The following is a 21,630-nucleotide window of genomic DNA, read 5'->3' on the forward strand; positions in this document are numbered from 1 at the left end:
AAGTGTTCCAAATAACACATCATAATATCAAATTATTCAGACTCTTAATTTAATTCGAGCAAAAAAAAGAGGCTGTCCGGATTTGTGACAGCCTCTGCAGTATAATCTGTTTTCGATTATTTACTTTGCTCGAGCTCCAGTGTTTTGGTAGTGGCATCGCAAACTTCGGTTGGGCCGAAATACTGGATGGGCCCCGGATAAACATAACTGGTTTCAACAGCCCATTTTTCGCGGTTTTCCGCCAGTTTCAGGAATGGGGCAGCATCCAGTTCAACCAGCGCTTTCTGAATCACAGGCTTCATGTGTCCGTGACGACGCTCCATGTTCATCATCATGGTAATCGGGACACCACCAGCAATCCACTGATCAGCCGGCTTCGTTGTATTCCGTACAGAAGACATGTAACCGGTCTTACCGTTTCCAATCAGAACGGATGCAGTTGAACCGAGTGAGTAGCAATAATCAGCGTCGAAATTTGACGGTGCTGCGCAACGGCCTTCGTAACCGAAGAAGTGGTTTTGAGCAGAGAAACTGCCTTTATAGGAACCTTCTTTCTTCATTTCCGCCAGACGAACATCTACCATCTCAATCAACAGCTTTTCCGTCTCAATTTTCGAAACCTGTACGTTTCCGTGCGGGTCACGATCGAGTGTCAATTGCTTGGCGATTCCTTCCGGAAGAGAGGCAAACACTTTCGATGAAGCTTTACTCAGTTTACCAATAACGTACTCGCGTTTTTCTGCGTCGGTAGCCAGCGCTTTGAAATCGTTGGCCGATTGTTGTCCTTCAGCGAGCAGATCATTCAATTCGGTAATCAAGGTTTTCATTTCAGGAATGAACTCAATCAATCCTTCCGGAACGAGAACAACACCGAAATTGTGATCGTCTTCAGCACGACGCGCAATCACTTTGGCAATGTAATCAACGATTTCGGCCAAGGTCTGCTCTTTCTCTGCCACCTCTTCCGAAACCAGGGCAATATTAGGCTGTGTCTGCAATGCACACTCCAATGCTATGTGCGAAGCAGAACGTCCCATCAATTTGATAAAGTGCCAGTATTTTTTTGCCGAGTTGGCATCACGCATGATGTTACCGATGAGCTCGGAATACACTTTAACGGCCGTATCGAAACCAAACGAGGTCTCAATCATCTCGTTTTTCAGGTCACCGTCGATGGTTTTCGGACAACCAATCACCTGGATTCCGGTTTCTTTCTGCAAGTAATATTCGGCCAATACGCAGGCGTTGGTATTGGAGTCATCGCCACCGATAACAACCAGCGCATTAATGTTCAACTGCTTGCAAATCTCAACACCTTTATCGAACTGAGACTCTTCTTCAAGCTTGGTACGACCGGAGCCAATGATATCGAAACCTCCGGTGTTACGATACTCGTCGATAATCTCGTCGGTCAGTTCCATGTATTTATGGTCAACCAATCCACCGGGACCACCCAGAAAACCATATAACTTGTTTTCGGGATTCAGTTTCTTCAAACCGTCATAAAGACCAGAGATTACATTGTGGCCGCCAGGAGCCTGACCACCGGAAAGAATAACTCCAACATTCATCACCGGAAGCGAACCAGCATCACCACCTTCTTCAAAGGCGATAAGCGGCATGCCGTAAGTATTTGGGAAGAGTTTCTGAATTTCTTCCTGATCGGCAACCGATTCGGTTTTCTTTCCCTCGACCACTTTTACTGGTCCTTGTAAAGCTTTGGGTAACTTGGGAGCGTATTTTGATCGCTCAAATTGTAAAGCACTTATAGCCATCCTACTTGATTATTTAGTAACAGGTTAATACTATCCAAAAAAGCAGCGTAAAATTAACGGATTATCGCTAGTACACCAAAGTCTAGGCCTGAATTGTGGGAAATTTAAAGTTTAGTTTTCATACCAAACAAAACAAGAGGCCTGAACCGGACCTCTTGTTTAGAATCACTATTTTTTATCTAAAAAATCAATTGGTAAAGAAATCGAAAACGTTCCCTAATTTACTGCTGGGAACACCATAAAATTCGGTGTAAGAACATTTGGTACAAGTGACCGAAGTAAACTTCCGGCCTTGTACATCAAATATTTTTGACCAGAAACCGCCAGCCACTCGAATTTCGCCGACATCGTAGTAACGGTTTCCACATTTTGGGCATACATATTTATTCCTGCTCATTATTCTTTTGATTATCGGTTAATGTTTGATTATTCTTTTTGGCTGGGCTTCTGCCCGCCTTTCTCAACTCGTGATGTAAGAGGTATTCAATCTGTGCGTTGGTGCTACGAAATTCATCCGATGCCCATTTTTCCAACGCATCGTAAGTCTCCGGATCAATCCTGAGCACGAATGATTTTTTCTTAGCCATACAAATTTTTTAATACAACGAGCCTGCATTCAGTACCGGCTGTGCTGCTTCATCTGAACAGAGCACAACCATCAGGTTACTCACCATACTCGCCTTTCGTTCGTCATCTAATTCAATAATGTCTTTTTCTTTTAGCTCATCCAATGCCAGCTTCACCATCCCCACAGCGCCCTCAACTACCTTGGTTCGCGCAGCCACAATTGCTGTTGCCTGCTGGCGACGCAGCATGGCTCCGGCAATTTCGGAAGCATAAGCCAGGTAATTAATCCGCGCTTCATGGATTTTAATTCCGGCTATGGAAAGGCGTTCCATCAACTCCTGCTCCAGCAAATCGTTCACTTCTTCGCCTCCTCCTCTCAGTGTGATTTCAGCATCCTCATCTTCGAAGTTATCATACGGATAATATCCGGCCAGTTTTCGTATGGCGGCCTCACTCTGAATATCAACAAACTGCTCATAATTATCAACTTCAAAAGCAGCTTTGTAGGTATTTTCAACTTTCCAAACCACGACCACACCAATCATCACCGGATTCCCAATTTTATCATTCACTTTTATCGGATCCGAATCAATATTTCTTGCCCTCAGCGAAATCTTCTCTTTTGTAAAAAACGGATTTGCCCACCAAAAGCCATTCGCTTTAACAGTTCCCTTATAAGCACCAAAAAGTACAAGAACAGCGCTCTCGTTAGGAGCAACAATCAGGAAGCCGGGCATTATCAGAATAAACAACACAATACCAATAATTCCGGGAACCAGCATCAGTCTCGTAAAAGAGAAAACCGATAACGCCAGTATAACCAGGGCGAGGAAGAGATAAAGGTACCCCGACATGGGCTTAAATGATTTTTCCATGATTTTAAGATTTGATTTATGATATCATAAAGATATCATTTTTATTTCATTTTAAATATAGAAAGAGCAAAAAAAAGTCCGCCGAAGCGGACTCTTAAATCGTTTAAAGTGAGATTTAATTAAGGTTCAGTTCTACCTGTGTATCACCTGAACTCAAAACGGTGTATTGCTTAGCAAAGCTTAAAATATTGTCGACGGTTTCCTGGGAAGGGCTGTACTTACAAGATTCTTCTTCGCTTTTTAGATTTTCTTGTTTCATTTCCTTATGCCCTTCAACCTCCGTTTTTTCCTTTGATTCACCTAAATCTGTTTCAAAAAGGAAATCAAAATAAAGAGTAAAAATTTCGTTCATAGGCAAATTATGAGTGTTTAATATTATGATTGCTTTGTCTTTAAAACGAAAGGGGATGACATTTTATTGCCATCCCCTTTGAATTTTTTTCTTCTTTTTTTAATCATTACGAAAGTGTCAAATTCAACTGTCGTTCTTCAATCAGTTTTCTTAGGTTAATCAAAGCGTAGCGCATCCTTCCGAGTGCTGTATTTATTGACACTCCACTGTGCTCCGCAATTTCCCGGAAGCTGAATCCAAGATAGTGACGCATGATGACAACCTGCCGCTGATCGTCAGGCAATTCATCAATTAAGTGACGAACTTCGCGAAAAATTTGTTCGCTTACCAGGTCATCCTCGATGTTCATGTCGGAGAATTTCGGGCTATTGAAAATATCCACTTCTGACTCGTCATTTGATACCGTACTCAGGTGCTTCTCTTTCCTGAAGTAATCGATAATCAAATTGTGAGCAATACGGATAGCCCAGGATACGAATTTACCGTTTTCGGTATACCGTCCTTTTTTTAGCGATTGAATAACTTTGATGAAAGTGTCCTGGAAGATGTCTTCAGCAACCGCATGATTCTTCACGATCATAAAAATGTACGTGTAAATCCGGTTCTTGTGACGTGTAATCAGGATTTCGAGACATTCGTGTTCGCCATCTACAAATTTCTGAACGAGCGCATGGTCGTCCAATTGCTTTATTTCTACCATAACAATATAGGGTTGGTTCTCAGGGTAGAAATATTTCTTCTCAGGGTAGAAATATTTCGATAGGCGTGTCTCCTTTTTTAAATTGGTTAATGACTAATTATTAACTTTGCAGACGTCAAATATAAATTATTTTTTACAAATATTAACATTAGACGATTTTTTTTTCACTTTTTTTCATTCCAATGATCTCAGAACCTACTGAATACATCGAAATAAAAGGCGCTCGCGTCCATAATTTAAAGAACATAGATTTAAAAATTCCCCGCGGTCGGTTCATTGTCATCACCGGACTTTCCGGTTCCGGGAAATCGTCGCTGGCATTCGATACGCTGTACGCAGAAGGACAGCGAAGGTATGTCGAAAGCCTTTCCAGTTACGCACGGCAATTCCTGGGACGTATCGATAAACCCGAGGTTGATTACATCAAAGGAATACCACCGGCCATTGCCATCGAGCAAAAAGTAAATACGCGAAATCCGCGTTCAACAGTTGGTACGTCTACCGAGATATACGATTACCTGAAACTGCTCTTTGCCCGTGTGGGAAAAACCATTTCACCCGTTTCCGGGAAAGAAGTTTCAAGGCATCAGGTCACCGATGTGGTCGATTTTATTTTATCGTACCCGGAAAAAACCCGCGTGCTGATATTGTCGCCGCTCCACGTTAAAAAAGACAGATCGCTGGAAACTGAAGCTGATTTGCTCCGGCAACAAGGATTCACACGTCTGGAAATTGACGGCGAAATTACCCGGATTGATGACCTCCTGAATGATCCGAAAAAACTAAAGACAAAAAATGATATTCATATTGTGATTGACCGGATTGCGGTTTCCCGAGACGAAGACACACAAAGCCGGGCCGCGGATTCGGTGCAAACTGCTTTTTACGAAGGCAAGGGCGAATGTGTCATCAAAGTGCTGGTCGATGAGAAAACCGTTACCGAGCATTTCTCGAATCGGTTCGAGGCGGATGGAATTGAATTTGAAGAGCCGTCGATGCACATGTTCAGTTTCAATAATCCCATCGGTGCGTGCCCCACGTGCGAAGGATACGGTAAAATCATCGGTATCGATGAGGATTTGGTGATTCCGAACAAGTCGCTGTCCATATACAACGATGCCATTGCCTGCTGGAAAGGCGAGAAAATGAGTGAATGGAAAGAACAACTGCTCTTCAATGCTGAGAAATTTGATTTCCCCGTTCACAAACCTTATTACGAATTAACCGAAGAACAGCGACATCTGCTTTGGACCGGCAACCGCCATTTTCATGGCTTAAACCGGTTCTTTAAATACCTCGAAGAAAAGTCATACAAAATACAGTACAGGGTCATGTTGTCGCGCTATCGCGGAAAAACAATCTGTCCTGATTGTCGTGGAACCCGCTTGAAGAAAGAAGCGTCTTACGTAAAAGTCGCCGGAAAATCCATCCAGGAATTAGTGGTTATGCCGGCTACTGAACTGCAAAAATATTTTTCCGGCATCAAGCTGAAAAAACACGAACAAAATATCGCGGGCCGGTTGCTTACCGAGATTAATAACCGCATGGCATTTCTTTGCGATGTTGGCTTAGGTTACCTTACCTTAAATCGCTTGTCCTCTACCCTTTCGGGCGGCGAATCGCAACGGATTAACCTCGCCACCTCATTGGGTAGCAGCCTGGTTGGCTCGATGTACATTCTGGATGAACCGTCTATCGGTCTGCACTCACGCGACACGACGCGTCTTATCAATGTCCTCAAAAAACTGGAGGAACTGGGAAATACGGTGATTGTGGTCGAGCATGATGAAGAAATCATTCGTGCTGCCGACGAAATCGTCGATATCGGTCCGCTGGCCGGAATGCACGGAGGTGAAATTGTTTTCCAGGGAAACCATCAAAAACTGGCCAAAGAAGGAACCAGTCTCACAGCAAAATATCTCACAGGAAAAGAAGAAATTACAATTCCAGCCAAACGCCGTTCCTGGAATAACTTCATCGAGATAACGGGCGCCCGCGAGAACAACCTGAAAGGCATCGATGTGAAATTTCCGCTGAATACTATGACCGTGGTAACCGGCGTTAGTGGTTCAGGCAAATCATCGCTGGTGAAAAATATTCTTTTCCCGGCCCTTGTGAAATATTACGGGGGTTACGGCGAACGAACCGGGGCACACCAAAAGGTTGACGGCGACATGCACTTGCTAACGGGAATTGAGTTTGTCGACCAAAATCCTATCGGGAAGTCGTCACGCTCAAATCCGGTTACATATTTGAAAGCCTACGACGAAATCCGGAAACTTTTCGCCGACCAACAAGCGTCGAAAATCAACGGATTCAAAGCATCGCATTTCTCTTTTAACATCGATGGCGGACGTTGCGAAGAATGCCAGGGTGAAGGTGTCATCAAGGTCGAAATGCAGTTTATGGCTGACATCTCGCTGACCTGCGAAAGTTGTGGTGGAAAACGTTTCAAGCAAGATATCCTGGAAGTTCACTACCGCGATAAAAGTATTTACGACGTTTTGGAAATGACCGTTAACCAGGCGATCGACTTTTTCAGTGAAAAAGCAAAAACGGCAGAGAAACGAATCGTAAAAAAACTGCGTCCTCTTCAGGATGTGGGACTCGGGTATCTGAAACTTGGACAATCGTCAAGTACCTTGTCGGGAGGTGAAAGTCAGCGTATCAAGTTGGCCTCTTTCCTGGCAAAGGAAAAAGACTCGCCCACCCTGTTTGTATTCGATGAGCCAACGACCGGACTTCATTTCCATGATATCCGCAAGTTGCTAGATGCATTTAATGCACTGATATCAAGAGGTCACAGCATTATTGTTATCGAACACAATTTGGATGTCATCAAGTCGGCTGACTGGATAATCGATTTGGGACCGGAAGGCGGCGACAAAGGTGGAAACATTGTTTTCGAGGGAACTCCGGAAAAACTGGTCGAGTGCAAAGAATCATACACCGGCGAGTACCTAAAACCTAAACTTCATTTGAAGTAACGATATCACCAACCGGTCATCGAGCGAATTCACTGACCGGTTTTTTCTTTTCCTCCGCTTCCTCTTCCTGATGTTTGTTCAATAGCTTCACTTCCCGTAAGGTAACGAAAAGCACTATGCAAGCCGAAACAAAATCGGAAACGGGACCAGCCATCCAAACACCGGTCAAATCGAAAAACTTGGGTAAGATGAAAAGCAACGGTGTAAGTACAATGACCTGTCGCAAAAGCGTTAGAAACATCGCGATTCCTGCTTTTCCGATGCTTTGAAAATAACTGGACACAATCACCTGGTAACCGACTACCGGAAGCATCAAAGTAAAAATGCGAAGTCCTTTTACTCCAATTTGGAAAAGCTCCTTGTTGTCGTTATTGAATAACCGGATGATTTCGCCCGGAAAAACCTGCACTACAATAAAAGATATCACTGCCACCCAGGTAGCTGACTTCATTGCCAGAAACCAGGTTTCTTTCACGCGGTGAAACTGTTTGGCTCCATAGTTAAATCCCACAATGGGTTGCATAGCCATGTTGATGGCAATCATCGACATGATAATCATGATGACCACCGAATTGATGATTCCCATCGCCCCGACAGCGACATCTGAACCGAAACGAATCAGTTGTGTATTGAAAGTGGCCTGCACCAGACTAGCTGCCAGCTGCATGGCAAACGGCGCCATCCCGATAGACAAAATCCGCAAAATAATAACCGGTTCCAGTTTCAAGTTGGGAAGGTGGAGCTTGACAATTGATTTCTCTCCTCTGAAATGTCGAAGCACCCATAACGTCAGCAGAATCTGCGAAATCACCGTGGCAATCGCAGCACCCTGAACTCCCATCTTCAAACCGAAAATGAAAATCGGATCCAGCACCAGATTCGTGCCAGCACTCAAAAGCATGGAATACATGGCTATTTTCGCGTTGCCTTCGGAGCGAATAATATTATTCAGCGAAAAGCCGACAACCTGAAAAATAGTTCCCAGCAGGATAATATTCAGGTAATCATTTGCGTAGCCGATGGTTTCGCCGGTTGCACCGAACAGATGCAACAACGGATTCTTCACCATAAAACCAATAACGGTAACTAACAGCGACACAATAACCATCAGAGAAAGGCCATTCCCCAACACCTTTTCCGCTTGACGATAATCTTTTTTACCAAGATTAATGGAAATCCTGACACCTGCGCCTACGCCAATCAGCATACCAAATGCTGCTATCAGAATCATAATCGGGAAAATGACTGAAAGCCCGGACAGCGCCAAAGCTCCTACTCCCCGACCAATAAAAATCCGGTCGACAATATTGTACAAAGCATTCATCATCACACCGATGAAAGCCGGCACGAAATATTGCCACATCAAACGGCCAATCTTTTGTTGCTCAAGGTCTCTGGTTGCTTTTTCGGGCATTGGGTTTTATGCTGGTTTAGTTTGATTACCTTAAAATGCTTCTATTTTGAAAGCGCAAATTTAGGGATTATATCCTGTAAATTCTGTTATTGAAAATTCTCTTTCAACCCAACACCTATTTCCACTTTTGTAAAAGTTATATCTTTGTCGACGAAGAAGAGATGTTAACCATGGGAAAAGATCCGCAAAAAAAGAAGGTACTGAACAATCTTCAATCAGAAGACTCACTGCTCGTTATTAAAACCATTAAGGAGCTGAGAGAAACCGGAAACAGCAGTTACATTCCGGTGCTGATTGAGTTGCTTCATTCAACCGATAATCCGGAAATTAAGCAAAAAATCATCCGGTTACTGGGCGAACTGAAATACAGCGATGCTATTCCACGCATTGTTGACGCCATTCAGGACAAAAAATATGCATCCGAACTGAAAGAACTGGTATCGGTGTGCTGGGAGAACGGCCTCGATTTTAGCCAGTATCTCTCGCTGTTCGTCGATCTGGTCATCGAGTCGGAATTTATGGTGGCATTCGAAGCGTTTACCGTTATTGAGAATATGAGCGGTAAAATTGATGACGCCTACAAAGCCGAACAGGTGGAGAAAATAAAAGCAGCGATGGAAACAGCGCCCGCCGAAAAGATGTCGTTACTGGAGGATTTGGAAAAGATTATTCCGGAGATCCGGGAACAGACAGAACAACAATTCTAAGAAAGCAATACGCTCAAATAAAAAGAAGCTGCCCGAATTGGACAGCTTCTTTTGTTTTATGTCGAATAACAATTATTCATTCACATTATTGGAGAAATATTTCATGAACTGAGCCCGTTCGTAAAGCACCGGGTTAGGCAGATTGGAATAACTCAACCGCCCACGGAATTCATCCAGGCTCTTGAAATTCCACTTTTTCATGAATTTCTCGAGATAATCCACCATCTCTTTCACTACCGGAATGCCATTTACGTACATCGCCGAACAAACTTGTCCAACGGTAGCACCAGCCAGCAATTGTTTCACCAAACCTTCGCCGTCATGAATACCGGTAGAGGCAGCAATGTCGATTCGCTTCAGGGTACCGGAAATAATTCCCACCCAACGGAGCGACTGACGAATATCTGCTGGCGAACTGAATACCTCCGCTGCTGAAATCGCGAGTTTATCGAGGTTGATATCCGGTTCGTAAAAACGGTTAAACATCACCACGCCGGCAGCACCGTGTGCATACAACCTATCGACCATGCTCACTAGGTTGGAGAATTGCGGACCGATTTTCATCGCTACCGGAATGTTGACCACTTTTTTCACTTCTGTCAGGATTTCGAGATAACGCTCTTCAATCTCCTCCGATTTTATCTTGCGGTCAGTCGGGACGATAAACGCATTCACTTCCAATGCATCGGCACCGGCCTTTTCAATCTCACGGGCAAATCCCATCCACTCGTTTCCGGATACGCAGTTAATACTGGCGATAATCGGAATGGAAGTTGCCTCTTTCGCGGCTTTCACCAGCTCGATATAGTGATGCAGTGTATTGTCATGAAGATAAGTACGGATATAATCCTCCGCCTCGGGATAAGCCGTATTCTGTAAATCCTTGCTCAGCAAGACATTTACCTCATTGTTGATTTGCTCTTCGAACAAAGATTTCAGGACCACAGCTCCCACACCATTTTTCTCCATTTCCACAATTTTCTCAACGGAGTTGGTGAGTCCCGAACTTCCGGCTACCAGAGGATTTTTCAGGTTTAGCCCTAAATAGGTTGTTGTAAGATTTGCCATTCGGAAAATTTTTATAAATCGACTTTTTGGTTTAAGATTCAGTTATTCTGATAATTTCGTTCACCGAAAATATTGCTTCCAATGCGCACCATGGTACTGCCCTCTTCAACGGCTAACTTGTAATCGCCCGACATTCCCATTGAAATTTCACTGAAATTCGGTGCATCATTGAAATACGTTTTTTTCAGATGCCCAAAGATAGTCGAAAGGCTCTTAAATTCCCGGCGAACCTGATCTATATCATCGGTAAAAGTAGCCATTCCCATCACACCGTCGATCCTCACAAATTGTAGATTTTTAAACTCCTGTGAGTTCAACATCTCTTCGGCTTCCTTCAGGTCCAAACCGAACTTTGTTTCTTCTTCAGCAATGTGAAACTGAAGAAGGACATTTAGGACACGATCCGCTTTCCGTCCTTCCTTATCGATAGCTTTCAATAACCGAAAGCTGTCGACACCATGAATGAGCGATACGAAAGGCGCAATGTATTTGACTTTGTTGCGCTGCAGATGCCCTATCATGTGCCATTCAATATCTTTTGGAAGTGATTCGTATTTCGCTACGAGTTCCTGTACTTTGTTCTCTCCAAACATCCGTTGTCCCGTCTGGTAGGCCTCCATTAAGTCTTCGTTCGGTTTGGTTTTGGAAACAGCAACCAGCTTGACATTTTCCGGTAATGAATTTCGAATTTCAGTCAGATGCTCAGCAATATTCATGCAAACAATTTTTCCTTCAAAGTAAGAAAAAATAATCGTCCCTTCGGGGATATCTTTTCTAAAACAGCCGGCTACTTTGCCCGTCCGGCTTAACGATAATTGGCGTGTACATTTTTTTTTAACTTTACCACACCCAAATCGGGCATAATTAAAAGCCGCAGGCAATTTATGAAAAAGCTGATTCTCCTGATTTTGAGTGTGTTTTTTGTTATTCAACTTCAGGCTCAACCCAATAATTACCCGAATGAAGTTTACCTCGGTGTGAAAGGCGGTAGTACCTTTTCACGAGTACGGTTTTACCCTACCGTGAAACAGGTGATGCTGGAAGGGTATTCCGGAGGTATTGTTTTTCGTGATATTTCGGAGCCTCATGTCGGGCTTCAGGTGGAGCTGAACTATTCGCAGCGCGGTTGGAAGGAACATACCGACGCCGGTGTCGATTATGAGCGACAGCTTGATTATTTTGTGTTGCCCATGATGACTCACGTGAATATTGGCAACAAAGGCTTCCGTTTTTTCATCAATCTCGGTCCATCAGTTTCCTATTTGTATACGGACAAAGAGACATTTAATCCGCCTGCTAATGCAACTTACACGCCGAACGATTACTACGGAAAGCCCGTAGATACCGGCTTCGACTTTCAGTTTGTCGGTGGACTTGGATTCGAATGGCGGTTTAAAGACGGCAACGGCCTGATGCTGGACAGCCGTTTGTATTACAGTTTGCCGAGTTTGTTTGACCCGAAAAAATCAGCCTACGATGCATCGCAGTTGCAAACCATCGAAGTAACCATGGCTTACCTCTTCCGATTGAATAAACACAAGAAAAAGAAGGAATAAGAAATTACATAACACAAAAAAAGGTGGCCTAAATGGTCACCTTTCTTTTTATATACTCGTTTGAGATTTTAATCCAGCTCGTGAATCACCAGGCCTGAACGCAGCTTCGGTTCGAACCAGGTCGTCTTCGGAGGCATGATATTTCCGGTATCAGCAATATCAATCAACTGCTGCATGGAAACCGGGTAAAGGGCAAATGCCGCCTTCATTTCGTCTGAATCAACGCGGCGTTTCAGTTCGCCTAATCCGCGAATTCCACCAACAAAATCGATGCGCTTATCGGTGCGCAGATCTTTAATTCCCAAAATCTTGTCGAGAACCAAATCCGACAAAATGGTAACGTCCAGCACACCAATCGGATCATTGTCGTCATAGCGTCCGGAACGAGCTACCAGTTTATACCATTTTCCATCCAAATACATACTGAAAGTATGCAGTTCTTCCGGTTTGAAAATATCAGTTCCCATTTCTGCCACCTCGAAATCCTCTTCAAGCTTCGTCAGCAATTCTGCTTCCGTCAAACCATTCAAATCTTTTACTACGCGGTTGTAGTCTATAATCTGAAGTTGATTGTCGGGAAAATGAACGGCCAGGAAAAAGTTATACTCTTCGTTACCGGTATGGTTCGGATTATTCTGCCGCTTTTCATTTCCTACCAGCGCTGCTGCTGCCGTCCGGTGGTGACCGTCGGCTACATAAGTTGCCGGAATTTCAGCAAACAGCTCCACAATCCGGTTGATGGTGGCTTCATCATCAATCACCCAGAAATGGTGTCCGAATCCGTCTTCTGCCACGAAATCGTACTCAGGCTCATTTTCCTTCACAATTTTGGCTACGATATCATCCAGTTCCTGAACGGCCGGGAAGGTAAAGAATACGGGTTCCACGTTGGCGTTAGTGTTGCGCACGTGCTTCATCCGGTCTTCTTCTTTGTCTTTCCGCGTAAGCTCGTGTTTCTTGATAACACCATTCATGTAATCATCAACCGACGCCGCACCCACAATTCCGTATTGCGTACGGCCATTCATGGTCTGCGCATAGATGTACAGCTTATCTTTTTCGTCTTGTACCAGCCATCCTTTTTCTTTAAACAGATGGAAATTTTCGACAGCTTTATCGTAAACCGGCTCCGTATGTTCATCGGTTCCTGCCGGAAAATCAATCTCAGGTTTAATGATGTGCAACAGCGACTGAGGATTTCCCTCGGCTTCTTTCCGGGCTTCTTCCGAATTCAACACATCGTACGGGCGGGAAGCTACTTTTTGAGCCAGTTCCCGAGGCGGACGCAGTCCTTTAAAAGGTTTTAAAACAGCCATATCGTTTATAATTCGAACTAATAATTATTCCACTTCATATCTTTCGACACAACTGTCAGTTCACCTTGAAAGTTGTATCTCCTTTTTGAAAAAAGCCTACAATCTGCGATGCAGCAGCTGTCCCGGCATTGATGTTAGCTTCGGCAGTTTGCGCACCCATTTTTTTGGCTGTGAACAACACCCTTCCGGGGAAACGCTGTTCCAATACGTCCCGGTTATCCGGGGCTACATCGGCAGCATAACAGAAGTCTTCGCGCTCTTCCAAAACTTTTTCCAAATCATCTTCTTTGATGATCTCTTTCCGCGCCGTATTGACCAAAAGGGCTCCTTTCGGCATCATCATCATCAGATGATGATTAATAAGTCCGCGTGTTTCGTGATTGCTTGGAATATTCAGCGAAATGATCTGGGACGAAGAGAACAAATCTATCGGACCGTCAGCGTAACGGATGCCCTGTTCTTTAGCTTGTTCCGGGCTCAACGTCGGGCTACAGCCTGTAACATCCATGCCAAAACCTTTGGCGATTCGGTACAAATGCAGCCCTATGTTACCATATCCCATGATACCAAATGTCTTTCCCAAAAGCTCGGTACCGGCTGTTCCGTTAAAACCGTTCCGGACCAGGTTCAGCAACAAACCGAATGTTAGTTCGGCTACTGCATTTGAATTCTGTCCGGGCGTATTCATCACAACAATGCCCCTCTCCCTTGCGGTTTCAATATCGACGTTATCATAACCGGCTCCGGCACGAACCACAATCTCTAATTCGGAAGCAGCGTTCAGCACCTCGGCATCGCACTGGTCACTCCTGACGATTAAAGCGTTCGCATCAGCTACTGCCGCTAAAAGTTCTGCTTTATCCGAATATTTTTCCAACAACTGCCATTCAAACCCTGCTGCTTCAACAATCGCCTTCATCTGTTCAATCGCCTCACTGGCAAAGGGTTTAACAGTTGCTACCAATACTTTTTTCATGTTTGAGTCAGTTTTTTATAATCACATGAAAAAGGTACGGTTACCGTCCGAGCCAATCAATGATTGAAGTCAATGATTCAGATCACGAAAAAAGGCGTGACAGAATCACGCCTTTTCAGTTATTTCATTAGTGTTTGGCTTCAAATTCTTTCATCGCTTCAACCAATACTCCCACGCTTTCAATCGGCATGGCATTGTATATCGAAGCTCTGAATCCACCAACACTTCGGTGGCCTTTGATACCAACAATATTGTGTGCAGCTGCCACTTCGAGGAATTCTTTTTCAAACTCTTCGAAACCCGGAGCCATCACGAAAGTTACGTTCATCCGTGAACGATCTTCCGGATTCGGAATATTCGGAACAAACATCTTGTTGCGATCTAATTCATCGTACAGCAACTTGGCTTTCGCGATGTTTTTCTTCTCCATCTCCTTAATGCCACCGTTCTCTTTCAGCCAGCGAAGCGTCATCAATGCAGCAAATACCGGAACTGTCGGAGGCGTATTGAACATAGATTCCTTGTCGATGTGCGTACGATAATCGATCATCGTAGGAATCGGACGATCAACTTTACCCAGAATATCTTTCTTGATAATCACCAGGGTAACTCCCGATGGAGCGAGATTTTTCTGCGCACCAGCATAAATCACATCATATTTTTTGATGTCAATCGGGCGGCTGAAAATATCAGAAGACATGTCGGCAACAATACGAACCGGAACATCGAGGTCTTCCAGAATTTCGGTACCAAAAATGGTATTATTGGTGGTAATATGGAGATAATCAACATCCGAAGGCACTTCGTAACCGCGAGGGATGTAATTGAAATTTTTGTCTTTTGACGATGCTACTTCAATAACCTCTCCGTAAAGTTTGGCCTCTTTGATGGCTTTGGAAGCCCAGGTTCCGGTATTCAGATAAGCAGCTTTGGTTTTCATCAGGTTGAACGGAACCATGTAAAACTGAGTGCTGGCTCCTCCCTGAAGGAACAAAACTTCGTAATCTGCCGGTACCTCCAGAAGTTCTTTCACGAGGTCCCTTGCTTCATCCATTACCGCAACGAACTCTTTGCTACGGTGCGAGACTTCCATCACCGATAATCCGGTTCCGGCAAAATTCATTACGGCTTCGGCAGTCCGTTCTTTTGTGAATTCGGGCAGGATGGAAGGTCCTGCGTAAAAATTATGCGTTTTCATAGTAGAGGAATATTGAATTGTATTTAGACAACTAAAAATTGAGTACTGTCATTCAAGTTAATGCGCCCCGTTCTCCGCTCCTTTAAAAGCAATTTATCTATCAATTATTCAATCAATTACGAAATAATCAAGAGCGCATTTCAGGTCACTTTACTTAAAAACTGTAAAATTATAACAAATATGAATTTCCCGACAATTATCAGGATAAATGATCTTAAAATTTACAGTATTTTAAATCAATCAATTTAAATAAATGGCAATTTGACCACTTTTGCTTTCAATTTCTTATTCCGTACCCGGATATAAATCTCCGTTCCCAACTTGGTATAGCCGGTTTTTACGTAGCCCATGCCAATACCGATCCCACGAACCGGTGACATACTTCCGGAAGTGACTTCACCAATTACTTCGTCGTCTTCATTCACGATTTCGTAACCATGACGGGGAATACCGCGATCGATCATTTCAAAGGCCCGCAAACGACGGGTTACGCCTTCTTCTTTCTGGCGGGTCAACACATCTTTATCGATGAAATTCTTCTCGTCGGTGAATTTTGTAATCCAACCCAATCCGGCTTCGATAGGCGATGTAGTATCGTCGATGTCGTTTCCATACAAGCAGTATCCCATTTCCAGACGAAGCGTATCGCGTGCGCCCAGTCCAATCGGTTTGATACCTTCTTCTTTACCGGCTTCGAAAATAGCGCTCCAGATAGCTTCAGCATCCTTGTTATTGAAATAAAGCTCGAAACCTCCGGCCCCGGTATAACCGGTTGCGGAAATAATCACATCCGAAACTCCGGCGAATTCGCCTACCGTGAAGGTGTAAAATTTGATGGACGATAAATCGACTTTTGTCAGTTTCTGGAGAATACCGGTTGCTTTGGGTCCCTGGATAGCCAGCTGACTAATTTCGTCGGATGCATTCAGCATCTCTGCCTCTTCAGTGTTTTGGCTAACCAGCCACTGCCAGTCTTTTTCGATGTTGGCTGCGTTAACTACCAGCAGGTATTTCTCCGGCTCGAAACAATAAACAATTAAATCGTCCACGATGCCGCCTTTCCCGTTAGGTAAACAAGAATACTGCGCTTGCCCGGGTGCTAATTTCGAAGCATCGTTGGAGGTTACCTTTTGGATAAAAGCCAACGCCTGTGGACCGGTTACCCAAAATTCGCCCATATGTGACACGTCGAAAACGCCCACGCCATTGCGCACAGTCATGTGTTCGTCCTTAATTCCGGAATATTCAATTGGCATTTCGAAACCAGCAAACTCAACTATTTTAGCCCCGTTGCTGTTATGAATGTCGAAAAATGCGGTTCTTTTCATTTCGCTGCTATTTTACATTTGCCCGAAGAAACGATGAAAAGAACTTATTATCTGAACCTTGCATCGCACTTCTATTTTTGTTTTTACAATATTGTCTTGCTGTGATGTAGACAAAGCTAAGCATTTTTCCTGCCGGGAAAGCTGAAAATTATCAACTTGACATAAGGTTCTTTTCATTGTATATTTGATTAACTAATTTACACTTGGTAGAATATTCCCGTAAAAGAGAAAACATGGCATATACAGACCTGAATTACCTGCGTAATGTGACGGGTGGAGAACCCGAAATTATCCGTGAAATGATAGAATTATTTATCAGCCAAATTCCGGAATTTTCCGAAAACCTGAATAACTATCTGGCTGAAAAGAAATATCTCGAACTGGGGAAAGAAGCCCACAAAGCCAAATCATCCGTTCTGGTGGTTGGAATGGAGCAGCTCGGAAAAGACCTGAAGACACTCCAGCTTCTGACACTTGACGGCAAAGGCGAAGAAACCTATGCCGACTACGTCAAAGAGTTCGACAAGCAATGCAATGCTGCGGTGGAAGAACTAAAACAGGAACTGGACAAACTATAACAAAAAGCTACGGATGAACCGGCGTCATATGTAATACATCGTCGGCAAAATGCCATGTCGCTTTCTCAACCTGCGGAACAGCTCCCGAGGTGAGTTTGCATGCGATGGTGTGCACACCGGCTTCCGGAAATGCTTTCTTCACCTTTAAGTTGGCTGGCGTTCCGATTTCGGAAAACATTTTCAGCTCAGCTCCCACGTCAACCGTTGGGTCCTGGTGCTCCTCATCTTTGTAATAATAGCCCAGAAAAACCGGACATTTTACCTTAGCAAATGTCGATTTTTTCATCCCGGCATCGAGCAGCTGCTGAAGATAAACGGTTGCCTCTGCCCGGTAACTCGTGTACCAGTATTGACCAATTTTACTATTCGGATCATCTCCGGTAACGCGGTATTTGCCGCCGTACACCAAGCGCGCAATTTGCAGTCCCCATGGCTTCGAAAGAATAAGGCTTGCTGATTTCTGGCGTATTTTGATATTCGGAGAATAGAGAATCAGCGCATCGATCATTTTGGGAAAGTTAGCATCCAGCATTAAACTCAATGTTCCGCCGGTGGAAGTACTCATGATAATAACCTTGTTCCCCAGCCGACTGGCAATAACCAAAGCTTCTTTTGCCGTTTCGTACAGGTTGTCCGGCGTCATATCCAAAAGTGGCTCTTTTGTTACCAGCCCATGTCCCGCTAATCTGGCAAAATAGGCATTGCAACCATATCGTTTCGCGAAATCGGCGTTCACCGGGTAACCTTCGTAATAACTGGCCGAAAAACCCGGAAGGTAAAGCAGAACATAGTCCGTTTTTTGATGAACCGAATCGTTCGCCCAGATGATGCGAGCTTCGTTGTCGGGCTTGGTCTTCACCGACGATTCCTTTTTATTCACATACCATGCAACAGAATCCAGAGAAACCGGAACTTTCGGCAAGGTATTATCCAATACCGGCTTCGGCATCACCGGCCCCAACAAATACACTATCACCAGAGCGGCGATAACCAAAAACGGAATGTATCTTTTCTTCACCTTTAGGAATTTTATTTTCGAACAGTTATAACGTTGAAGCGCATAATTAAGTTCTATTCTTCGAACCGGATGATGGCCGTTCGTTCCCGGCCGTTCATCAAGATTTCCAGCTCATTCTCAAACCGAACATGCTTGACGAAGTTGCTTTCCCAAACCACTTCCTGCTTTTTCAGAATATCGAGATTCAAAAAGTTCTCTTTCGTCTTATGAGGAACCGAGAAATAGCCCACATTCATTGACGTAACATTGTGGAAGAAGTGCGAACCCAAAGAAGCATCCAGCGGGAAATCGGGTAAGCCCATTTCTACAATCACCCGCGCATTGTTGATGTTGGCCCAAATGACGGGAATACCTGTGTAAGGATCGCGTGTTCCCCAACGGCCGGGACCAATCAGGACAAACTTCTTCCCTTCTTTTCCCAAACGGTTATTCACTTCCTGAATTTCTTTGGCTATCGCTCTCGTTTCCGTCCGGTCGAAAGTATCGGTATCGACGTAAACCACGTCATGTATCTCTTCAATCCGGCCGTGTCCCATCCCCCTGTGGGAGACCATCAATGTATTTTCTTCATCCATGGCTCCCAAATCGATGGTGATTTCTTCCTCCTGACGAATGAGCGGTTTTATCTGTAGCAAATAGAAAGTTGGTAAACCATACTCGCCATTCTCCAGTTCCATAGAATATTCCAGCTCGACCGGTGACCCCATGGCCTGTTTAAAAAGATTCAGCAGCAGCTGAAGTGTATCGGAAAGCGGGAGGTGATCGTATTTCAAAATATTGGCGAAATCGATCACCCGCGGTCCCTTTTGATCAATCCCCGGAATCAGATAATCATTTTCCATGTCATACGTCGAAGCACAGTGCGTCAAAACACCATCTTTTTCGGCTTCCGCCATACGATACTGTGTAATCGCAGCATCTTCACCGTCCCGGGTCAAATCAAACGAGTCACGGGTCATATCGATGGCGTAGAACTCGCGCTGCGAATCCCGGACCATGTCATGAACCGAACTGTTATTCAGGTTTGGATATTTGGGACAAAACCGGAAAGCCTTCTCCCCTCCAACGACCAGCATTCCCAAACCAATACCGGCTACCGCGAAACCATCCTCCGGCTCCATGTAAGAGTAAGGATAGTAATTAAACGACTGAGCCACTCCGCTGATGGTCGGGTAAAACTTTTCGTTGCGCTCGTGCCCCACCACTTCCTGGATGATGACCGCCATTTTCTCCTCTTCGATTTTGTAATTGATGGCTTCGAAGTATGAAATGGCATCGGGAGTGAAAATGGATGAATAGACCAGCTTCACAGCTGTCATCAGTTGCTCAAAACGAACATCCACATCCGGATGATTATTCGGAATCAGGTAAGTGGAATAAACTCCCGAAAACGGCCGCAACAGCGAATCCTCAAACAAGCCGCTGGAACGAATGGCCAACGGCCGATCCATTCGTTTAATGTACTGAAAGAGCCGCTCTTTCAATGTCATGCTCAATTCGGCTTCCAGGAACTTTTCCCGAATGACATTGTAATCGTGATGATGGTACGCTACATGATATAGATTATTCAATTCCAGGAACTTGTCAAACTCAATTGCGCCAATTATCGCGGTAGCGGGAAGACGGATATTGATTCCCGGAATTAGTTTTTTCAAATCGAGGTTTTCGATCAGGTTACTGATGAAAGCCAAACCACGTCCCTTTCCTCCAAGAGAACCTCTTCCGAGCCGGACGATATAACGGTTTCCTTTTACCAACTGCGGATCGAAATTGACAATTCTTCCCCGGTTTTTCTTTTCCCTGACTTTGGCAAATACATTCAAACACAAATCGCGAATGCGGCTCGGATCATCGAAATCTTCCACGCGATAAGGCAACAACTCTTCTGCCATATTAATCTCACCGCGTGCCATCAACCAGGTTGAAAATGCATTCTGCTTTGCATGATAAACCAGCGACTCAACCGGAACTTTGATGATCAACTCCTCGAATTCGTGAAGATTTCGTGCAACAGCTATTTTTTCGCCTCTCCCGTTCCGGAAAACGAAATCACCGAATCCCAATTTATAGTTGATGAATTCACTGATATCCAACGCCAGACTATCAGAGTTTTTATTGATGAAATCGGCTCCGATATCTTTCGCCCGTTCTGCATTGGTCACGTCATGCGATTGCAGCAGGATGGGAATGGGGAACCGGAGCGTCCGTTTCACATACTTCAACAGCTCCACCCCCGCGTCTTCATCATCCACTCCATTCTTCGCAAATTTCACATCCGAAATAACGCAAAGCAGGTATTCACGGTAGTTATTAATAATCTCCAAAGCATCTTCATAGGTACTCACCAGCAACAACTTCGGACGGGCACGCATTTTCAGAATCATGTGCAATTCATCTGTCGATTCATCCGATACCAGGCTTTGTGTTTGCGTCATCACACTGGTATAGAGCAATGGCAGGTACCGCGAATAATACTTCACCGAATCTTCCACCAGCAAAATAATACGGACATTACCCAGTTGCGTGTCGCGCGCCACGTTCTTCTTGTCCTCGATGTATTTAATCATGGCCATGAAGACGTTGGTGTTTCCGTTCCACACGAAAACGCGGTCGATGGCGGGAACACCCTCAGCAGCCGAATAGAAATAGGCCAAATCGCTGTTGTTGTTAACCAAAAGAAGAATCGGAATGCGGGCCTTCACGAAGTGGATATCCTCGGCCGTGCGCAATGGAGCTTCCTTGTCTACTCCTGCCATGATGATGACCATATCGAAATGGCGCGTGTTCAGCACCTTCAATGCCTCCTCTGAATTGCTAACGCTGGTAAAACGAGGTGCTGCGTACAAATTCAACTGAAGATATTCACCAAAAATTTTATCAGAAAATTGTCCTTCACGAACAATCGAATAAGCATCGTAATGCGTAGCCACCAGGAGAATTTCCTTCACTTTGGTTGGCATTAGTTCCTGAAAAATGTCCCGGTCGGTTTTTCTTCTTTTGTAAATGGAAGAGAGTGAAATATTATCGAACTTACTCATTCGCCATAGGTTAGATTTACCAACAATTATTGGTAACTCGATTCAACAATGAACAACTCCGTCCCTTCCACGAAAGTGCTGCTTCGCTTCATTGTTCCGGAATTGATTTGGTTGAAAATAGCGAAATTTTTACCCTTATAAAACAAAAAAGGAGGCCGAAGCCTCCTTTTCAATGGT

19 protein-coding genes are annotated in these 21,630 nt (G+C 44.3%); 4 read left to right on the forward strand and 15 right to left on the reverse strand.

Features of this window, described 5'->3' with window-relative positions; genetic code table 11:
• Positions 1–116 precede the first annotated feature (116 nt).
• The 6 genes from CLV93_RS08380 to CLV93_RS08405 all read right to left on the reverse strand — a co-directional run bounded on the left by CLV93_RS08380 (position 117) and on the right by CLV93_RS08405 (position 4,269).
• On the reverse strand, positions 117–1,775 hold the full coding sequence (locus CLV93_RS08380; RefSeq protein ID WP_106541728.1) for a diphosphate--fructose-6-phosphate 1-phosphotransferase: 1,659 nt from the start codon (positions 1,773–1,775) through the stop codon (positions 117–119).
• A gap of 187 nt (positions 1,776–1,962) precedes the next feature.
• Positions 1,963–2,172, reverse strand: coding sequence for a zinc ribbon domain-containing protein (locus tag CLV93_RS20650; RefSeq protein WP_106541729.1), 210 nt, complete (start codon positions 2,170–2,172; stop codon positions 1,963–1,965).
• The gene (locus CLV93_RS08390; RefSeq protein WP_106541730.1) at positions 2,159–2,362 is read right to left on the reverse strand and encodes a type II toxin-antitoxin system antitoxin; all 204 of its coding nucleotides are present in this window, start codon (positions 2,360–2,362) and stop codon (positions 2,159–2,161) included. The genes CLV93_RS20650 and CLV93_RS08390 overlap by 14 nt, the downstream gene beginning before the upstream one ends.
• Positions 2,363–2,371: 9 nt before the next feature.
• Entirely contained in the window at positions 2,372–3,217 is an 846-nt protein-coding gene (locus tag CLV93_RS08395) for an SPFH domain-containing protein (protein WP_106541731.1), read from the reverse strand.
• A 115-nt stretch (positions 3,218–3,332) separates the two neighbouring features.
• Positions 3,333–3,569 carry a hypothetical protein gene (locus CLV93_RS08400; protein ID WP_106541732.1) on the reverse strand — a complete coding sequence of 79 codons (237 nt, stop codon included), beginning with the start codon at positions 3,567–3,569 and terminating at the stop codon, positions 3,333–3,335.
• Positions 3,570–3,675: 106 nt separating this feature from the next.
• A complete protein-coding gene (locus CLV93_RS08405) occupies positions 3,676–4,269 on the reverse strand; it encodes an RNA polymerase sigma factor (protein WP_106541733.1) in 594 nt (197 codons plus the stop codon).
• Positions 4,270–4,451: 182 nt separating this feature from the next.
• Here CLV93_RS08405 and uvrA point away from each other — a divergent pair, with 182 nt between their 5' ends.
• Complete coding sequence (uvrA, locus tag CLV93_RS08410; protein WP_106541734.1) at positions 4,452–7,256, forward strand: excinuclease ABC subunit UvrA; 2,805 nt, start codon at positions 4,452–4,454, stop codon at positions 7,254–7,256.
• 16 nt (positions 7,257–7,272) lie between these two features.
• Here the strand turns inward: uvrA and CLV93_RS08415 are convergent, their stop codons facing one another.
• Positions 7,273–8,670 carry an MATE family efflux transporter gene (locus CLV93_RS08415; protein ID WP_106541735.1) on the reverse strand — a complete coding sequence of 466 codons (1,398 nt, stop codon included), beginning with the start codon at positions 8,668–8,670 and terminating at the stop codon, positions 7,273–7,275.
• A gap of 89 nt (positions 8,671–8,759) precedes the next feature.
• On the opposite strand from CLV93_RS08415, the gene CLV93_RS08420 reads away from it, so the two are divergent.
• The gene (locus tag CLV93_RS08420) at positions 8,760–9,377 is read left to right on the forward strand and encodes a HEAT repeat domain-containing protein (RefSeq protein ID WP_146141986.1); all 618 of its coding nucleotides are present in this window, start codon (positions 8,760–8,762) and stop codon (positions 9,375–9,377) included.
• A 72-nt stretch (positions 9,378–9,449) separates the two neighbouring features.
• Here the strand turns inward: CLV93_RS08420 and CLV93_RS08425 are convergent, their stop codons facing one another.
• Both CLV93_RS08425 and CLV93_RS08430 read right to left on the reverse strand, forming a co-directional pair.
• Positions 9,450–10,445 carry a dihydroorotate dehydrogenase-like protein gene (locus tag CLV93_RS08425; RefSeq protein WP_106541737.1) on the reverse strand — a complete coding sequence of 332 codons (996 nt, stop codon included), beginning with the start codon at positions 10,443–10,445 and terminating at the stop codon, positions 9,450–9,452.
• 38 nt (positions 10,446–10,483) lie between these two features.
• Entirely contained in the window at positions 10,484–11,161 is a 678-nt protein-coding gene (locus CLV93_RS08430) for a YggS family pyridoxal phosphate-dependent enzyme (protein ID WP_106541738.1), read from the reverse strand.
• Positions 11,162–11,329: 168 nt separating this feature from the next.
• On the opposite strand from CLV93_RS08430, the gene CLV93_RS08435 reads away from it, so the two are divergent.
• The gene (locus CLV93_RS08435) at positions 11,330–12,001 is read left to right on the forward strand and encodes a porin family protein (protein ID WP_106541739.1); all 672 of its coding nucleotides are present in this window, start codon (positions 11,330–11,332) and stop codon (positions 11,999–12,001) included.
• Between the two features lie 68 nt (positions 12,002–12,069).
• Here the strand turns inward: CLV93_RS08435 and CLV93_RS08440 are convergent, their stop codons facing one another.
• From CLV93_RS08440 to gcvT, 4 genes are all read right to left on the reverse strand, one after another.
• The gene (locus CLV93_RS08440; protein WP_106541740.1) at positions 12,070–13,317 is read right to left on the reverse strand and encodes a DUF1015 domain-containing protein; all 1,248 of its coding nucleotides are present in this window, start codon (positions 13,315–13,317) and stop codon (positions 12,070–12,072) included.
• A gap of 55 nt (positions 13,318–13,372) precedes the next feature.
• Complete coding sequence (locus tag CLV93_RS08445) at positions 13,373–14,293, reverse strand: NAD(P)-dependent oxidoreductase (protein WP_106541741.1); 921 nt, start codon at positions 14,291–14,293, stop codon at positions 13,373–13,375.
• Positions 14,294–14,420: 127 nt separating this feature from the next.
• Positions 14,421–15,491, reverse strand: a complete 1,071-nt coding sequence (gene serC / locus CLV93_RS08450; protein ID WP_106541742.1) for a 3-phosphoserine/phosphohydroxythreonine transaminase — start codon at positions 15,489–15,491, stop codon at positions 14,421–14,423.
• Positions 15,492–15,736: 245 nt separating this feature from the next.
• Positions 15,737–16,819, reverse strand: a complete 1,083-nt coding sequence (gene gcvT / locus CLV93_RS08455) for a glycine cleavage system aminomethyltransferase GcvT (protein WP_106541743.1) — start codon at positions 16,817–16,819, stop codon at positions 15,737–15,739.
• 233 nt (positions 16,820–17,052) lie between these two features.
• Here gcvT and CLV93_RS08460 point away from each other — a divergent pair, with 233 nt between their 5' ends.
• Positions 17,053–17,397, forward strand: a complete 345-nt coding sequence (locus CLV93_RS08460) for an Hpt domain-containing protein (protein WP_106541744.1) — start codon at positions 17,053–17,055, stop codon at positions 17,395–17,397.
• A 7-nt stretch (positions 17,398–17,404) separates the two neighbouring features.
• Here the strand turns inward: CLV93_RS08460 and CLV93_RS08465 are convergent, their stop codons facing one another.
• Together CLV93_RS08465 and CLV93_RS08470 are read right to left on the reverse strand one after the other, a co-directional pair.
• Positions 17,405–18,415 (reverse strand): alpha/beta hydrolase, encoded by a 1,011-nt coding sequence (locus CLV93_RS08465; protein ID WP_106541745.1) that lies wholly within the window; start codon positions 18,413–18,415, stop codon positions 17,405–17,407.
• Positions 18,416–18,468: 53 nt separating this feature from the next.
• Positions 18,469–21,453 (reverse strand): PEP/pyruvate-binding domain-containing protein, encoded by a 2,985-nt coding sequence (locus CLV93_RS08470; protein WP_106541746.1) that lies wholly within the window; start codon positions 21,451–21,453, stop codon positions 18,469–18,471.
• Positions 21,454–21,630 lie beyond the last annotated feature (177 nt).

Origin of the sequence: Prolixibacter denitrificans, assembly GCF_003014495.1 — a bacterium.
Classification (GTDB): domain Bacteria; phylum Bacteroidota; class Bacteroidia; order Bacteroidales; family Prolixibacteraceae; genus Prolixibacter; species Prolixibacter denitrificans.

Coding starts and splice junctions, on each gene's coding strand:
- CLV93_RS08460 (WP_106541744.1), top strand. CDS start 17,053: ATGGCATATACAGACCTGAATTACCTGCGTAATGTGACGGGTGGAGAA.
- CLV93_RS20650 (WP_106541729.1), bottom strand. CDS start 2,172: ATGAGCAGGAATAAATATGTATGCCCAAAATGTGGAAACCGTTACTAC.
- CLV93_RS08425 (WP_106541737.1), bottom strand. CDS start 10,445: ATGGCAAATCTTACAACAACCTATTTAGGGCTAAACCTGAAAAATCCT.
- CLV93_RS08380 (WP_106541728.1), bottom strand. CDS start 1,775: ATGGCTATAAGTGCTTTACAATTTGAGCGATCAAAATACGCTCCCAAG.
- serC (WP_106541742.1), bottom strand. CDS start 15,491: ATGAAAACGCATAATTTTTACGCAGGACCTTCCATCCTGCCCGAATTC.
- CLV93_RS08435 (WP_106541739.1), top strand. CDS start 11,330: ATGAAAAAGCTGATTCTCCTGATTTTGAGTGTGTTTTTTGTTATTCAA.
- CLV93_RS08470 (WP_106541746.1), bottom strand. CDS start 21,453: ATGAGTAAGTTCGATAATATTTCACTCTCTTCCATTTACAAAAGAAGA.
- CLV93_RS08390 (WP_106541730.1), bottom strand. CDS start 2,362: ATGGCTAAGAAAAAATCATTCGTGCTCAGGATTGATCCGGAGACTTAC.
- CLV93_RS08405 (WP_106541733.1), bottom strand. CDS start 4,269: ATGGTAGAAATAAAGCAATTGGACGACCATGCGCTCGTTCAGAAATTT.
- CLV93_RS08440 (WP_106541740.1), bottom strand. CDS start 13,317: ATGGCTGTTTTAAAACCTTTTAAAGGACTGCGTCCGCCTCGGGAACTG.
- CLV93_RS08395 (WP_106541731.1), bottom strand. CDS start 3,217: ATGGAAAAATCATTTAAGCCCATGTCGGGGTACCTTTATCTCTTCCTC.
- CLV93_RS08445 (WP_106541741.1), bottom strand. CDS start 14,293: ATGAAAAAAGTATTGGTAGCAACTGTTAAACCCTTTGCCAGTGAGGCG.
- CLV93_RS08415 (WP_106541735.1), bottom strand. CDS start 8,670: ATGCCCGAAAAAGCAACCAGAGACCTTGAGCAACAAAAGATTGGCCGT.
- gcvT (WP_106541743.1), bottom strand. CDS start 16,819: ATGAAAAGAACCGCATTTTTCGACATTCATAACAGCAACGGGGCTAAA.
- uvrA (WP_106541734.1), top strand. CDS start 4,452: ATGATCTCAGAACCTACTGAATACATCGAAATAAAAGGCGCTCGCGTC.
- CLV93_RS08400 (WP_106541732.1), bottom strand. CDS start 3,569: ATGAACGAAATTTTTACTCTTTATTTTGATTTCCTTTTTGAAACAGAT.
- CLV93_RS08430 (WP_106541738.1), bottom strand. CDS start 11,161: ATGAATATTGCTGAGCATCTGACTGAAATTCGAAATTCATTACCGGAA.